This window comes from Flavivirga algicola (assembly GCF_012910715.1).
GTDB lineage: Bacteria > Bacteroidota > Bacteroidia > Flavobacteriales > Flavobacteriaceae > Flavivirga > Flavivirga algicola.
This window is the reverse complement of record NZ_JABBHF010000009.1, coordinates 90,442-107,612: the sequence shown is the minus strand read 5'-3', so window position 1 is coordinate 107,612 and position 17,171 is coordinate 90,442. Positions and strand designations below refer to the sequence as shown.

Sequence of the window (17,171 nt, the reverse complement as noted above, 5' to 3'; positions counted from 1 at the left end):
TGCAAACAATTTTTAATCATAAAGATTATATCTAAGTAAATGAAATCACATTTTCTAAAATCTATCATTAGAAATATAGTAAACAGAAAGTTTTTGTCACTAGCTAAAATTTTAGGACTTGTGGTGGGGTTTGCTGTTTTTATATTTTTGGCTGTAAAAATTCAATATGAAGATAGTTACGACCAGTTTTGGACAGATTATAAAGATGTTTATAGAGTTGCTCTAGATGTAAAGTATGCCAATGGTGAAGAAGTACTATCTGCAAAAAACTTTGGAGGTGCATCAGAATTATTAGATTTAGAATTATCGGAAGTTGTTAGCCATTGTAATTTTGGGAAAGATGTGGTAACCATTTTTAATGGTTCAAAACAAAAAATACAAGATGTAGATTTTGTGTACACAGATCCTACATTTTTTGATGTTTTTAACAGAAAGATAATAAAATCTGAAAACACCAAACTATTAGAAAATATTCACGGTGTTGTGATATCTCAGTCGTTCGCCAAAAAGTTATTCGGAAATGAAAACCCTATTAATAAAGAACTTACGGTTAATGAAGGTTGGAAATTTGTTGTAGATGCTGTTTTTGAAGATATTCCAAGTAATAGCCATATGAAAATAGATGTTGTGGCTGCCTATAAATCGCTTTTCTATTACATGCAGAATTTTGATAATACACGTCAGGTTCTATTAGAAAACCCTAATTACGAATATCATAAACCAGATCCTTATAGCCAAAGGCGATGGAGTACTCCAGTACAATACCGACCTTATTCTTACATAAAACTAAAAAAGGGGATTGAGCTAAAAATTGTTGAGTCTAAAGTTGCAGGTTTGCTCAGTAAAGCACCACTACCTTATAGGCTAAAAAATGGCCATATGAAATTTAAGTTTCAACCCATTCATGATATTCATTTAAAGTCAAACTTAAGTCACGAACAATCTGTAAATGGCAATGCAAAACAAATCATTTTTCTTTATATCATTATAGCAGTGGTGTTATTTGTTTGTGTAATAAATTTTATAAACCTGAACACTATTTCGAATATAGAACAGTTAAAAAATTATTCTATTCGCATATTTAACGGATCTACCTACTGGCAGATTTTTCAAATGATATTGGTTGAAAGCTTTGTTTTTAACGGCATTGCACTACTATTAGCATTGCCTTTGGCTTATGCTTTAATTGCTACGGAGCTTCCGTCTGCCAAAGTAGCTCCTTACATATTTTTATCTGTAATAGCTATTGTTTTGTTGGTAACTATTGTAGCTGCCCTTATTCCCTTTATATCAGTAGTAAAAAACCGTTTTGCTTCAGGGTTAAAAATAGGAGGCCAAAAGATAAGTCAAAAATGGAAAAGCCAAAAGGCATTGGTAACTATGCAGTTTTCAATAACCATTATATTAATTGTTTGTACTGTTGGTATTTACAAACAAATGCAATTTATGATGGCGTCTGATTTGGGGTTTGAAGGACACCAAACCTTATATAGTTTTTCCCCAATGACTATGAATCAGCATCCAGACATTCCAAATAAACTAAGAACTTTTAGAAATGAACTAGTCGCTTTAAACGGTGTAAAGGCCTTTTCGGTAAGTTCTAGCATTCCTGGAAAAAAGGCAAACCGCTTAAACAATCAAGTAAGACCAGTAGGCGTTGCTGAACCATTTCCTGCTTCTTTTAGTGAAATAAGCATTGACGATAACTACATAAAAGCTTATGGAATTCATTTAAAAGCAGGTAAAAATTTAAATGCTCAAAATGACTGGGTGTCAGATGACATTTTAATCAATGAAACAGCGTTACCAGTTATGGGAATAGCAAATGCTATAGATGCTCTGGGTAAAGTTATAACTGTAGGAAATAGAAACTGTACCATAGTAGGGGTGGTAGAAGATTACCATCATGCATCCTTACACAATTCGATAAAACCAAGCATTTTTACTCAAAATTTAAATTGGGATCATAGTGTGGGTTACTATTCATTTCAGTTGAATGCTAAAGATATAGATAAAACCATGTTGCACGTCACTCAAATATGGAATAAGCTTTATCCTAAAGAGGAGTTTATTTATAATTTTTCAGATGCCTCTTTTGCAGATCAGTATGCCAGAGACCAAAAGTTTAATCAAATTTTAACCTATTCTGCGTGTTTAGCACTTTTAATTTCTTGTTTAGGTCTACTCGGCATGGCTCTATTCAATATTAAAAAACGTGTTAAAGAAATAGGAATTAGAAAAGTAAGTGGTGCTACAGTGGGGCAGATTATGGTACTGCTAAATATAGATTTTTTAAAGTGGGTTATTGTTGCCTACATCATTGCAGTACCTGTGTCTTGGTATACTATAAATAGGTGGTTGGAAGACTTTGCTTATAGAACAAACATAAGTTGGTGGGTATATGGTTTTGCAGGTTTATTGGCAATAATTATAGCACTTGCAAGTGTAAGCTGGCAAAGTTTTAAAGCAGCGACAAATAACCCTGTTGAAGCACTTAAAGAAGAATAATTCATCAATAGATACTGAAACCATGCTAAGATAAATTCAGCACAAAGGTTAGTACATGAAAACGAATAGTTATGATACGAAATTATTTTAAAATCGCGTGGCGAAACTTAACAAAAAGAAAAGTATTCACTGCTATTAATATTCTGGGACTTGCTATAGGTTTCGGCAGCAGTATTATAATTTATCTGTTTTTAAACTATCATTTTTCTTTTGAAAAATTTCATGCCAATGCAGATAGGATTTATAGAATAGATACCGAAGAAACAAGAGGTACTGTAAATCATATACCAAGTGTGCCACCAGGTTTGGCAAATACCTTGAGGGATGATTATGATTATGCTGAAAAAGTTGCCAAAATTGTCTGGAAGGAAAATTTAGTATTAAGTATTACTAAAAATACTAGCAGGGTGAAGTACAAAGAAAATGTAGCATTTGTTGAAGATGGATTTTTCGATATTTTTAGTTTTCCTACAATAAGCGGAGGCAAACCTGTTCTTTCGCAACCCAACACAGCGGTAATTACCGAAAAAAAGGCGTTGAAAATGTTTGGAAGGCGGAATGTTACAGGAGAAGTTTTTAAGCTTGATAACGATAAAGTTATAGAAATAGTAGGGGTTTTAAAAGATTTGCCTAAATCTACTTTTTTAAAAACAGGTGTTTTAGTTGCTTTTGAAAACCTTAATAGTTTTAACTCTTTTGAAGCTGGTGAAAGCTGGTATGGAATATCTGGAGGTCTTAATTGTTTTGCACTTTTAAAACCAGACGTAAAGAAAGAAACCTTGGAAACTGCTCTTTTAGAATTTCCAGAGAAATATAGGGCAAATGACCCCACAACCAAACACATTTATAAATTACATGCCTTAAATGATATCCACTTTATGAAGGATTATGGTGATGTAGATGCTAAGTTTCTCATTTTATTTGGAATTATAGGCCTGTTTTTAATAGGAATAGCTGCTATAAATTTTATTAATATTTCTACAGCTTTATCCTCGTATCGTTCCAGAGAAATAGGTATCCGTAAAGTATTAGGTAGCATTAAGCAACATTTATTCTGGCAGTTCATTGTTGAGACTTTTTTAATCAGTTTAATGGCAATTTTGCTAGGGGTACTCATGGCGGCCATTTTTCTTCCAGCATTTAATACTTTATTTAACATTGAGCTATCTTTAAAAACACTTTTAAACGTTCAGTTTTTTGGTATGATACTGTTGCTCTTAGGAGTGGTTACTTTTTTGTCAGGTTCCTATCCGGGTATTTTAATGTCCCGTATTCTACCAGTGTTAGCTTTAAAAGGATCGTTTTTTCAAAAAAACACAAAAGGCATATCTACACGAAAAGTTTTAGTAGTAGCACAGTTTTCAATATCCATAATTCTTATTGTAGCTACTATAGTTGTTTCTAAACAAATTGATTATGCTGTTAATAGCGATTTGGGATTTGATAAAGACCAAGTTGCCATGTTAAGTCTTCCCAAAACTATTGATAAGGTTCAACAGCAAAGTTTAAAGGGGCGTTTAAAAAACATTTCAGGAGTTAAAGAGGTCTCTATGTGTTTAAGTAGTCCTGGTGCGGCTACTAGTAATTGGTATTCTACTGTTAATTATGATAATAGGCCAGAAGCAGAAAAGTTTCAAGTTTCATTAAAGCCCGGAGATGAAGATTATTTAAAATTGTATGATGTCTCTTTTGTTGCAGGGAGAAACTTCTTCAAAAAAGAATACTCTAATGAAATGATTGTGAATGAGCAATTTGTTGAAAAAATAGGAGTGACTTCAGAAGCAATTTTAGGTAAAAAATTAAGTGTAAATGGTGTTACTGGAAATATTGTTGGGGTAATTAAAGATTTTCACAATGAAAAATTTACAAGAGGTATAAGTGCCATGGTATTTACCCTTAATACTGAATGGTATAGTGAAATATCGCTAAAAATAAGTCACAGAGATACTAAAAGTATTATGGCAGATATTGATAGGGAATGGATCCAGGCGTTTCCAGATTATATTTTTGAATATCGATTTTTAGATGATCGAATTAATCAACAGTATAGAACAGAACAACGCTATCTTTTTCTATCAAAAGTATTTTCTGGTTTAGCCATTTTAATAGGTTGTTTAGGTATATATGGGTTGATACTCTTTTTTGCAAATCAACGTATTAAAGAGGTTGGTATTCGAAAAGTTCTAGGTAGTAGTGTAGGTCATATATTGAGCTTATTCTCTGTAGATTTTCTCAAGCTTATCTTAATAGCTGGAGCTATAGCTACACCAGTAGCATGGTATTTAACAGAACAATGGTTGCAAGGGTATGCTTATAGAACCAAAATACAGTGGTGGTATTTTGTTATCGCTATTGTTCTGGTAATGCTTATAACGCTTGTAACAATAAGTTACCAGACGATAAAAGTAGCAATTGCTAATCCAGTGAAAAGTTTAAGGACAGAGTAAGTCAAAACATCATCAATTTGTACTGAACCTGTTTCAGTATCAAAAAACGAAACTATGATACGCAACTATTTTAAAATCGCATGGAGAATTTTAGCTAAGAACAAAACGTTTGTTGCTATTAGTCTTATTAGTTTTTCATTTGCATTGACATGCTGTATTTTGTCTTATATAAATTATGACTACACAGATTCTTTTGATAGCCATCATACCAAAGCAGATGCTGTTTACAGATTAAATACCAATAGAGTAATTAATGGTAAAAAACAGCAATGGAGCTTGGTACCAGAGCCTCTTTTTGAGACTTTTGTAATCAACTCAAATACTAATCTGGAATATGCCAGATTATATAAAGAAGGGGTTTTAGTAAAGAAAGATGGTAATACCTTTAGAGAACAGATTAACTATACAGATAAAACATTTTTTGAATTTTTTACGCTCCCTTTAGAAAAAGGAAATAACCTAGATTTAGGTTATAATACCGTTATTTTAGGTAATGAATTCTCCAGGAAAATTTTTAAGGATAAAAACCCGGTTGGAGAAAACATTACATTAATAAATAATCTGGGTAAAGATGTTGTTTATACTGTAGTAGGGGTATTGGATAAACAGCCAGGTAATTCTAGTTTTCAATTTGACATTGTTACTTCATTTGAATCCCTGTCAAATGAAAATAAAAGTTTAAAATGGAATAGTTCTCGAAAATTAACCGCTTTTGTAAAGGTGGAAAACAGCAATGAGTTGTCTGTTTTAAAAAAACAGATACAGCCATTTATAAATAGTAAAAAGAATACTCTGGATAATTGGGACATTGTACAAGCCAATTTTCAGCCTTTTAAAGATGTTGCTTTTAGCTCTGATGTAGATTTTGCTTCCTATGTTCATGGAAATAATATGCTGGCAAGTAATCAGCGAGGTGTAATAGTATTTGTACCAGCAATTATGTCGTTACTTATTTTACTAATCACATGCTTCAATTTTATTAATATTTCTATAGCATTATCTACAAAACGACTTAAAGAGATTGGTTTACGAAAAGTATTTGGAAGTGAAAAAAAACAATTAATCTTTCAGTTTCTATTTGAAAATATACTCATCTGCTTTCTGGCATCTGTCATAGCTTTAGTTGCTGTGTATTGTATGTTGCCAATGGTGAATTCATACACAGGATTAGATCTGAAAATAGCATTACTAGAGAATGTAAAATTATTAGGTTTCTTATTTGGGTTACCATTTGTTATAGCAATTCTTTCTGGTATTTATCCAGCATATTATTTATCATCATTTAATGCGCTCACCGTAATTCAGGATAAGTTAAAGTTTGGAACCTTTGGAAAATTCACCAGGTTTTTATTGGGTGGGCAATTTACGTTTTCATGTCTGGCACTTGTAATAGGAATTCTTTTGACTAAAAATGCCTTGTATCAAGAATCTGTTGATTATGGATATAATATGGATGAACTAGCTATAGTTGAGATTGATGATAAGCGAGAGTTTGATATTTTGAGTCATGAAGCAGGTAAATATTCAAAGTTAGAAAAGTATGCAGGATCTTTTAACCATATTGGCGACTGGGCTAATTCGTCTGTAGCTAAAGTTGACGAAGAAGAATTAAATGTAACAGTATCAACAATAGGTGGTAAAAATTATCTGGAAACCATGGGGGTAACTCTGATAAATGGGAGACATTTTGATGAAAATATCAAGGTTAAAGAAGCTGAATCCATTATTGTAAATGAAACGTTTATAAAACATCTGCATCTCAATAATCCATTGAATAAGGAGGTGGTCCTGGATAAAAAACATTACCGCATAATAGGTGTAGTAAAGGACTATAAGCAAAATGGCTTACACGCTAAAGTGCCTCCCTGTATATTGAAAAAGGGCGATAATACTCAATTTAAATATTTTGTAGCTAAATTTCAGCAAGATAATCTTGAATCGGGTCATGCATTTCTCAAAACTACCTGGTTTAAATTATTTCCTAATAAACCATTTAGAAGTTTTTATCAAAAAGATCTGGTTGAAAAAGAAAGGCGAATTAATGCAGGGTTGAAAAACGTAGCTTTGTTTCTGGCTTTCATAACAATATTGTTATCTACATCTGGATTGTATGCTCTGGTAGCCCTGAAAGTAATTTCCAGAAAAAAAGAAATTGGTATAAGAAAAGTTGTGGGAGCTTCAATTTCCAGATTACTGTATTTGATAAGTAGAGAAATATTAATTATAACAGCCATTGCGTTCGTAATAGGTGCGAGTCTTGGGTATCTGGTAGTAAATGGATTAATATTCAATTTTATTTTTCCGTATCATGCACCCATAGGAGTTTTTTCATTTTTAATAGCATTACTTGTATTAACCACTTCTGTCTGTATTACAATAGGATTAAAAGTTTATGCTGCTGCTACCAATAACCCTATTGATGCTCTGAGATATGAATAAAATAAGCAAACAATAAAATCATGATACGTAACTATTTTAAAATTGCCTGGAGGTACCTGTTGAAAAACAAGGGATATTCCTTTATTAATATTGGAGGCTTAGCAATTGGAATGACCTGTTTTTTACTCATAGTTTTATTTATAAAAAATGAACTTTCATTTGATAATTACCATGAGAAAGGCAATAACATATATAGAGTTGTACATCACAGTAGTGAAAATAACTTAGAGGATAGATGGATATGGGGTAATGCACCAGTGGGTCCAGCTTTAAAAAATGATTTTCCTGAAGTTATTGAAAAAGTTCAGTTTTCAGGAAGATCAGATGTGTTGTTAAGTTATAATCAACACTCTTTTCAAGAAGGTGACTGTTTTTATGTAGACCCCACTGTTTTTGATGTATTCACGTGGCCTTTACTATCAGGTAATCCAGAAACAGCTTTAGAAGCACCTTATTCTGTAGTATTGACAGAAACTACAGCTAAAAAGTATTTTGGCAATGAAGACCCAATGGGAAAAACTCTGGATGGAAAAGGAGGAAGAGCCAGAGATGGCAAATATACAGTAACAGGTGTCATGAAAGATATACCTGGGAATTCTCATTTTTCTTTTGATGTGCTCATGTCTATGAGTTCATTTTATCAAACCAGACCAAATATTTTTGGTTATTGGGGATATGTAGATTTTTATACCTATTTCCTGGTGGCCGATAACTTTAATCAAGAAGCATTCCAGGCTAAAATGCCTGATTTTATAAAAAGAAACTGGCCAGAAAGAAGTGAAGATCACTACTACGATATTTCTTTTGAACCTTTATCTGATGCATATCTAAAGTCTAAAGTGGCGAGACAACCAGGTGTCACTGGTAACCTGTCAAACATATACATTTTTGCTATTATCGGTTTGTTTATTCTAATAATTGCGAGTATCAATTTTATGAACCTTTCAACAGCAAGATCTTTAGAAAGAGCAAAAGAAGTTGGTGTAAGAAAAGTGATTGGAGCAAACAAAAAGGGCTTGATATATCAATTTTTAGGAGAGTCATTAATCATAGTCTTGCTTTCAGCAATCCTGGGTCTTGGTATAGCAATGTTATGCCTGCCTTATATAAATGATATTACAGGAAAACAATTTGTTAGTAGTGAAATTTTTAATAGCTATACGCTCGCATTATATATTGGAACAGCGTTAATTGCAGGAGTATTGGCTGGTGTTTACCCTGCTTTTGTGCTATCAGGTTTTAATCCGTCCAGCGTTTTAAAAGGTGTTTTTAGTACTTCTAAAAGTGGTGTGAATTTAAGAAAAGGCTTAGTTGTATTCCAATTTAGCTTGTCTATAGCTTTAATAGCTTGTACCATAATAGTCTATTCTCAATTAGATTATATGGTGAATAAAAATTTAGGGTTTGATAGAGAACAACAGCTGGTAATAGACTACAATTGGGATCGTGAAGTGCTCCTTAATCTAGAAACTATAAAAAGTGAATTTTTAAGCCTTTCAGGGGTTAATTCTGTTGCATCTTCAAGAACGGTTCCAGGAGGTCATTTTCCAGCTGCAGGTACCAGCATGGAAACTAAAGAGGGACCAATGCAGGTTTTTGACCCTTTTTTATATGAAGTAGACGTCGATTTTATTCCGCATTACAATATAGAAATGGTAGCAGGTAGAGCCTATTCCAGAGATTTTCCTGCAGATACTATTTCCTCTATGGTAGTAAACGAAGCTGCCACGAGAAGTTTAGGATATACTAATCCATCAGAAATTATTGGCAAACGTTTTCAGCAGTGGGGAAGAGAAGGCACAGTTATAGGTGTAGTAAAAGATTTTAATTATGTGTCACTTCATCATGAAGTAGCTCCATTAGCTCTCCGTTTAGAGTCTGCAGGTAAATATTTATCATTACAAATAAAGTCTTCAAATCTTCAGAAAACTATTGCAGATATACGTGATAAATGGGTTGTTTTAGCACCACATCGGCCTTTTTTATATCGCTTTTTAGATGACTCTTTTAATACGCAATATGAAGCCGATTTTAAATTTAAAGAGCTGTTTACCATATTTTCATTTTTAGCAATTCTCATTGCTTGCTTAGGCCTATTGGGGCTTACAACGTATAGTGCTATGCAAAGAACTAAGGAAATTGGTGTTAGAAAAGTATTGGGAGCGGAAGTAAGTAGTATTGTCACATTATTGTCTAAAGATTTTATAAAGTTAGTAGGAATAGCAATTCTGGTAGCGACCCCATTTTCATGGTATGCCATGAGAAAATGGCTTAACGAATATGCTTTTAGTATAAAAATTGATTGGTGGGTATTTGCAATGGCGGGCTCTATGGCTCTGGGAATAGCCATTTTTACAATGAGTTTTTATGCTTTAAAAGCGGCGAGGGCAAATCCGGTAAAAAGCTTAAGAACTGAATAAATCATCGCAGGATCAAAAAACAAACAATTATGATACGTAACTATTTCAAAATCGCATGGCGAAGTTTTTCAAAAGATAAAAGCTTTACAGCTATTAATTTGTTAGGGTTGGCAACTGGTTTTGCAATAGCCTTATTAATTATTCAATATGTAAGGTTTGAATTAAGTTATGAAAACACACATGAAAACGCTGATAGAATAGTAAGACTTACTTATGATATTATGGATGGTGAAACAGTTAGTTCTCAAGATTGCGAAACGAATCCGCCATTAGGAGCTAAGTTACAAGCTGAAATGAACGAGATTAAAAACTTTACAAGAGCTTATCATATTGGAGAACCTACTATAACCATAGAAGTTAATAACAAACAGTTTATAGTAGAAAAAGTGTATGCCACAGACCCATCTTTCTTTAACCTCTTTTCATACCCTTTAATACATGGGAAAGAAGAGGGCCTTTTTAAAGAACCTAATCAAACCGTTTTAACAGAGTCTGTTGCCCTAAAATACTTTAACCGTACAAATGTAATTGGAGAAACCATTGCCTTACCAGCTGCAGGAACGGAATTGTTATTAGACATCGTTGGTGTGGTTCCAGATAGCCCCTCCAATACCCATTTAAAGTTTGATATGTTGATGTCTTATACAACATTGCTTAAAGACCCAATTATGCAAGCATTTTATGGTGAAACAGAAAACAACTGGGATGGAAATAATACCTATACCTATGCTTTACTAAATGACAACGCTTCCTATGAAAATTTTACACAAAACTTAGTTGCATTTAACAAGCAATTAAAACGTGAAGGTAAGTTAGAAACCGATCGTGTAATTAGTCAAAAAATAGAAGATATACACTTATATTCTAATAAGCCTTTTGAGCCAGAACCAAATGGAAGTGCTACAGCTGTATTTTTCTTATTAGGCGTTGCTTTTTTAGTCATTATTAGTGCTTATGTTAACTATATTAATTTAACCACCTCAAAAGCCTTAGATAGAGCTAAAGAAGTAGGTGTTAGAAAAGTAGTAGGATCCACCAAAAGCCAGTTGCGATTTCAATTTTTAGTAGAAGCCTTTCTAATGAACTTGTTAGCTGGAGTTTGTGCATTGATCATTATCTTTTTTGTTAAAGACAATTTTGTTGAAATAGCAGGATTACCAGATGGTTTTAATGTGTTTACAGATATAGTTTTCTGGGGAATTCTTGGAGTATTTTTAGTTTTTGGGGTGTTGTTCTCTGGTGTATATCCAGCTTTAGTATTGTCATCTTTTAAACCGTCACTTATTCTTAAAGGGAACTTTACGCATTCTTTTAAAGGGGTGCTATTGAGAAAGTCTTTGGTTGTATTTCAATTTACAGTAACCATCGTTCTTTTAATATTAGTATTTACTATTAAGTCTCAACTCAGTTTTATAAGAAATATTGAATTGGGAGTAGAAACTGAAAATACAATTGTAGTTGAGGCACCTATGCAAAATGGTTCTACGGAAAAATATAGTGTATTTAAGCAAAAGCTACTGGCAAACTCAAACATTAAAAACGTGTCTTTATCTGAAGCTGTACCAGGTGAATTGGCTAATGAGATGAGTACTACAACTGGTATTAATCTCTCGGAATCTTCAGAAAAGCATAATCATAATTTTTACATCACTACAATTGATAAAAACTTCATTCCTCTAATGAATATGCAATTACTGGCAGGTACGAATTTTGATAAAACCAGTACTCCTAACAAACAGGAAGTTATAGTGAATGAAAAAGCACTAAAACTTTGGGGAGTGACAGATTATGAGTCGGTTATTGGGAAAACAATAAAAATGTGGGGTGCCGAATGGTCTATAAAAGGGGTTCTTAAAGATTACCATCAAGAGTCGGCTAAAGCACCGTTTGTTCCTATAATCCATAGATTTTCAAACTCTTTTGATGGATTAGCTAGTATAAAATTTCATAATAGTAATCCGAAAAAGCAGCTAGCTCAATTAGCAAAGGTTTATAAATCGGTTTTTCCTGAAGCCCCGTTTTCATACTTTTTTATGGATACGGAATTTGATAAACAGTTTAAAGCAGATAGACGTTTTCAATCTGTATTTAATGTATTGACTGGATTTGCCATACTAATAGCTTGTCTTGGTTTATTTGGTTTAGCTTCTTTTACAGTGTTAAAAAGACAAAAAGAAATCGGTATCCGAAAAGTGATAGGGGCCAGTGTTTCTAATATTCTGGTATTACTATCAAAAAACTTTGTAAAAACGGTGTTTATCTCTATGCTTATTGGGGTGCCCATTGCCTATCTTTTAGCTAATAACTGGCTTGATAATTTTGCTAGCAGGATATCATTAAGCCTCTGGATGCTAGCACTACCTGTAATATTGGTTTTTCTACTTGTAATAATTTCTATCAGTATTAAAACTATCAATGCTGCTTTAATTAATCCAGTTCATTCACTTAAACAAGAATAGTATTATGATACGTAACTATTTCAAAATCGCATGGAGAAACCTTTTAAAAAACAAAGGGTTTTCATTTATCAACATTTTTGGATTAAGTATTGGTGTTGCAGCCTGTATTTTAATATCAATTTATATTCTACATGAAAGTAGTTATGATAAACATGTTTCTAATTCAGAAAATATATATAGAATAACGGGTAATTTCATTATAGACGATCAAATCACACCCACAATTCATTTTTCTGCAAACACTGCTCCTACAATTTTACAGGATTTTGAAGAAGTACAAAACACAGGAAGGCTTATGGCTACTGAACTATTTTGGGGTGCAGGCAGTAACAATATACGTTTTGATGGAGAAAACACCCAACATTATGAAGAAGGTTTTACCTATGCCGACCAATCTATAATAGATATTATGGATATTCAAATGGTGTATGGAGATGCCAAGACTGCCCTTTCAAATCCTAACACCATTGTGATTTCAGAAACCATAGCTAATAAGTATTTTAAAAACCAAAATCCCATAGGGCGTTCCATGTATTTGAATGGAAATAATGATAGGCCATTCAAAATTAATGGAGTGATGACGGATTTTAAAAGCAATTCCCATTTAGAATATGATTTTTTAATCACTTTAAAAGATGTAGAGTTTGGTGAAGGAGAACAAACCAGATGGTATCAAAATAATTACTTCTCGTATGTGGTTTTAAAACCAGAAATAGGTGTTACAACTTTTGAAAAAAAGATGAACACAACATTAATGGAACGGTATTTAACGCCAGCCTATAAAGCTGGAGGCTATGAGGTAGACAGTGATAAATTTAAAATGTTTCTACAACCATTAACCGATATTAATTTGCATTCTTCTCAGTTTGATTATGAATCAAGTTTTCGTAACGACATTAAGATTATCTGGGTTTTTGGTATCGTAGCTTTGTTCATCTTAATTATAGCCAGCATTAATTTTGTAAACCTATCTACAGCAAAATCAGCCAATCGTGCTAAGGAGGTCGGCCTAAGAAAAGTGGTAGGCTCTACACGTACTCAGCTCATTGGGCAATTTTTAGCAGAATCTATTATTATCTCTTTTATTGCATTTATTATAGGTATTGCATTGTCAGCTTTATTAATGCCACTATTCAGACAAATGTCTGGTATAGATTTAACAATGCCTTGGGCTAGTTATGGGTTTATACCCACTATTTTATTGGCATCATTAGTAGTAGGGACATTAGCTGGATTGTATCCTTCTTTTTACCTCTCAAAATTTAATCCAGTTAATGTACTTAAAGGAAAATTAGGTACAGGAAGCAAATCAGGAGGGTTAAGAGGTAGTCTCGTGGTTTTTCAATTTGCCATTTCTATTGTGCTGATAGTAGGGACGTTAATTGTTAATCAGCAAATGAATTTTATTCTAAATTCAAAAATAGGTTTTGAAAAAGACCAAGTCCTACAAATTTATAGTACAGGTGTTATGGGTGAGCACGTTGAAACTTTTAAAGAAGAACTTAAGCAACTACCAGGAATAAGCCATGCTTCCATAAGTGATTATTTACCTATTGAAGGTACCAAACGAAATGGAAATAGTTTTAAAAATGAAGGTAGTGATAATCCAGATGAAATTATATCAGGTCAAGCTTGGGCCATTGATGAAGACTATATAGAAACATTAGGAATGACACTTGTTGACGGGCGAAACTTTATAGCCAACAGGGCTTCTGACGAACAAGCTGTTATCATCAATCAAGCTATGGTTGCAAAATTAAAATTAGAGGAACCTGTTGGGAAAAGAATTGACAGATTTGGAAACCTTTATGAAATAGTTGGAGTTGTTGAAGATTTTAATTTCAATACCATGAAAGAAGCTGTGCAACCTCTAGCTCTTTTCTATGCCATAAGCCCTTCAATAACATCTGTAAAAATTAATACCACAAATGTCTCTGGAGTTTTAACTACTATAGAATCTAAATGGAAAACCTTTGTTCCCAATATGGCTTTTCGTTATGAATTTATGGATACCTCCTTTGCAAAGATGTACGATAACGTAAGTAGAATGAAATCCATATTTACCACATTTGCCATTTTAGCCATTTTAATTGCTTGTTTAGGTTTGTTGGCGCTTTCGGCTTATATGGTTGAGCAACGTAATAAAGAAATGAGCATTCGTAAAGTGTTAGGGGCTTCAATGCAAACCATATTTAAACTACTTACTAAAAACTTTTTAGTACTAATTGTAATTGCATTGGTTGTAGCTATTCCTGTTGCTTATTACTTAATGCAAAATTGGTTACAAGATTATGAATATAGCATTGATATGTCTTGGTCTGTTTTTGCTATTGCGGGTATTATAGCATTAGCAATAGCTTTCGTAACCATTAGTTATCATGCCATTAAATCTGCAATTATCAACCCCGCTGAAGTTTTGAGGTCTGAATAAAATCGTAAAAAAAATCATGATACTAAACTATTTTAAAATTGCGTGGAGAAACCTTTTAAAGAATAAGGGGTTTTCGTTTATCAATATTTTTGGATTAAGTATAGGTGTAGCCGCCTGTATTTTAATAACTGTATATATTCTTCATGAAAGTAGTTATGACAAAGATGTGCCTAACTCACAGAATGTGTATAGAGTGATAGGTCAGTATGTTGAAGATGGACGTATAGATGCAGGCATACATTTCTCTGCTAATACAGCTAGTACTGTTTTAAATGACTTTGAAGAAGTTGAAAACTCAGGGAGGTTAATGGCTAACCAGTTATTCCCTGGAGCTGGTAGTAATGATATCCGTTTTAATGGTGAGGATATGCAATATCATGAAGAAGGCTTTACGTATGCAGATCAATCCATGATTGATATTATGGGTGTTAAAATGGTTTATGGTGATGCCGCTACAGCATTAAAAAAACCAAAAACTATAGTGATTTCTGAGCGTATGGCTACAAAATATTTTCAGAAGGAAAACCCTGTTGGACGTATTATGTACCTAAATGGTAATTTAGAAGACCCTTTTGAGATTACAGGAGTCATGAAAGACTTTGCAAGTAACTCACATTTAGATTATGAGTTTTTAATCACTTTAACAGATGTTGAGTTTGGTGAAGGAGAACAAACCCGTTGGTTTCAGAACAACTATTTTACTTACCTAGTTTTAAAACCAGATACAGATGTCGCTGCCTTTGAAAAAAAGATGAGTAGCTCATTAATAGAAAACTATATAAAACCAGCATTTAAATCAGCTGGATTTGCAGGTTGGGAACAAATGGACGAACGCTTTAAAATGGAGTTACAGCCATTAATCGATATCAATTTATATTCAGCTCATATAGATTTTGAATCTAGTTTCAGAAACGATGCTAAGATTGTATGGATATTTGGCATCATAGCTTTATTTATTTTAATTATAGCCAGTATAAATTTTGTAAACCTTTCTACTGCCAAATCTGCTAATAGAGCAAAAGAAGTAGGTCTTAGAAAGGTGGTGGGCTCTACAAGAACACAACTTATTGGGCAATTTTTAGCAGAGTCTATTCTTATTTCCATCATTGCTTTTATAATAGGAATTGCATTATCTGCCTTATTCATGCCTCTTTTTAGAACTATTTCTGGTATCGAATTGAACCTACCATGGACTAGTTTGGGCTTCTTACCTACAATTCTGTTTGTCTCAATTATTGTAGGAACACTTGCTGGGTTATACCCTTCTTTTTACTTATCAAACTTTAACCCGATAAATGTACTTAAGTGGAAATTAAGCTCTGGTAGTAAATCTGGAGGACTTAGAAGTAGTTTGGTAGTATTTCAGTTTACTGTTTCCATTATTTTAATGATTGGCACCATTGTAGTAAATCAGCAGATGGACTTTATTCTAAATTCTAAAGTTGGATTTGAGAAAGATCAGGTGGTTCAAATTTACAGCACCAATATTCTGAATAGCAGAGTTGAAACCTTTAAAGAAGAGCTTAAGAAATTGCCAGGGGTAAGCAACGTTACTATTAGCGATTATTTACCTATTGAAGGTACCAAACGAAATGGAAACACCTTTGAAAATGAAGGAAAGAGTGGCATAGATGAAAGTGTGCCTGGACAAGCATGGGTAATAGATGAAGATTATATAGAGACCATGGGAATGAACTTAGTAGATGGTCGTAATTTTATTTCAGGTAGAGCTTCAGATGAACAAGCAGTGATCATTAACCAAGCCATGCAAAAGGAATTAAGACTTAATGATCCTATTGGTAAGCGCGTTTCAAGATACGGACAGCTTTGGGAAATTATTGGTGTTGTAGAAGATTTTAATTATGATACTATGAAGACTACAGTAAGCCCCCTTTGCTTTTTTAGTGGTATTAGTCCATCTATCACTTCAGTAAAAATAAATGCAAAAAATGCATCTTCAGTGTTATCATCAATGGAAGCAAAGTGGAAAGAATTTGTTCCAAATATGGCGTTTCGCTATGAGTTTATGGATGCCTCTTTTTCTAAAATGTATGATAATGTGAATAGGACTAAAACTATGTTCACTGCATTTGCCATTTTAGCAATATTGGTGGCTTGTCTAGGTTTATTGGCGCTTTCAGCTTATATGGTTGAGCAACGTAGTAAAGAGATGAGTATTCGTAAGGTACTTGGCGCTTCTATGGAAACCATATTTAGATTACTCACTAAAAACTTTTTAGCGTTAATAGTTATTGCGCTTGTAGTAGCAACCCCCATTGCTTATTACTTAATGCAAAACTGGTTACAAGATTATGAATATAGTATTGATATGTCTTGGTCTGTTTTTGCTATTGCGGGTATTATAGCATTAGCAATAGCTTTCGTAACCATTAGTTATCACGCCATTAAATCTGCAATTATCAACCCCGCTGGAGTTTTGAGGTCTGAATAAAATCGTAAAAAAAAA

General features: G+C 33.2%; 7 protein-coding genes. All 7 read left to right on the top strand.

The features are described 5' to 3' along the window. Positions 1-39: 39 nt before the first annotated feature. The 7 genes from HHX25_RS15485 (at position 40) to HHX25_RS15455 (ending at position 17,156) form a co-directional block, all read left to right on the top strand. Positions 40-2,508 (top strand): ABC transporter permease, encoded by a 2,469-nt coding sequence (locus tag HHX25_RS15485; protein ID WP_169675382.1) that lies wholly within the window; start codon positions 40-42, stop codon positions 2,506-2,508. Between the two features lie 71 nt (positions 2,509-2,579). Beyond that, positions 2,580-4,955, top strand: coding sequence for an ABC transporter permease (locus HHX25_RS15480; protein ID WP_169675380.1), 2,376 nt, complete (start codon positions 2,580-2,582; stop codon positions 4,953-4,955). A 54-nt stretch (positions 4,956-5,009) separates the two neighbouring features. Next, positions 5,010-7,394: an ABC transporter permease gene (locus HHX25_RS15475; RefSeq protein ID WP_169675378.1), complete on the top strand. Its 2,385-nt coding sequence runs from the start codon at positions 5,010-5,012 to the stop codon at positions 7,392-7,394. A 20-nt stretch (positions 7,395-7,414) separates the two neighbouring features. Next, a complete protein-coding gene (locus HHX25_RS15470; protein ID WP_169675376.1) occupies positions 7,415-9,814 on the top strand; it encodes an ABC transporter permease in 2,400 nt (799 codons plus the stop codon). Between the two features lie 29 nt (positions 9,815-9,843). Then, on the top strand, positions 9,844-12,273 hold the full coding sequence (locus HHX25_RS15465) for an ABC transporter permease (RefSeq protein WP_169675374.1): 2,430 nt from the start codon (positions 9,844-9,846) through the stop codon (positions 12,271-12,273). 4 nt (positions 12,274-12,277) lie between these two features. Next, on the top strand, positions 12,278-14,704 hold the full coding sequence (locus HHX25_RS15460) for an ABC transporter permease (RefSeq protein ID WP_169675372.1): 2,427 nt from the start codon (positions 12,278-12,280) through the stop codon (positions 14,702-14,704). Between the two features lie 16 nt (positions 14,705-14,720). Then, positions 14,721-17,156 carry an ABC transporter permease gene (locus HHX25_RS15455; protein ID WP_169675370.1) on the top strand — a complete coding sequence of 812 codons (2,436 nt, stop codon included), beginning with the start codon at positions 14,721-14,723 and terminating at the stop codon, positions 17,154-17,156. Positions 17,157-17,171 lie beyond the last annotated feature (15 nt).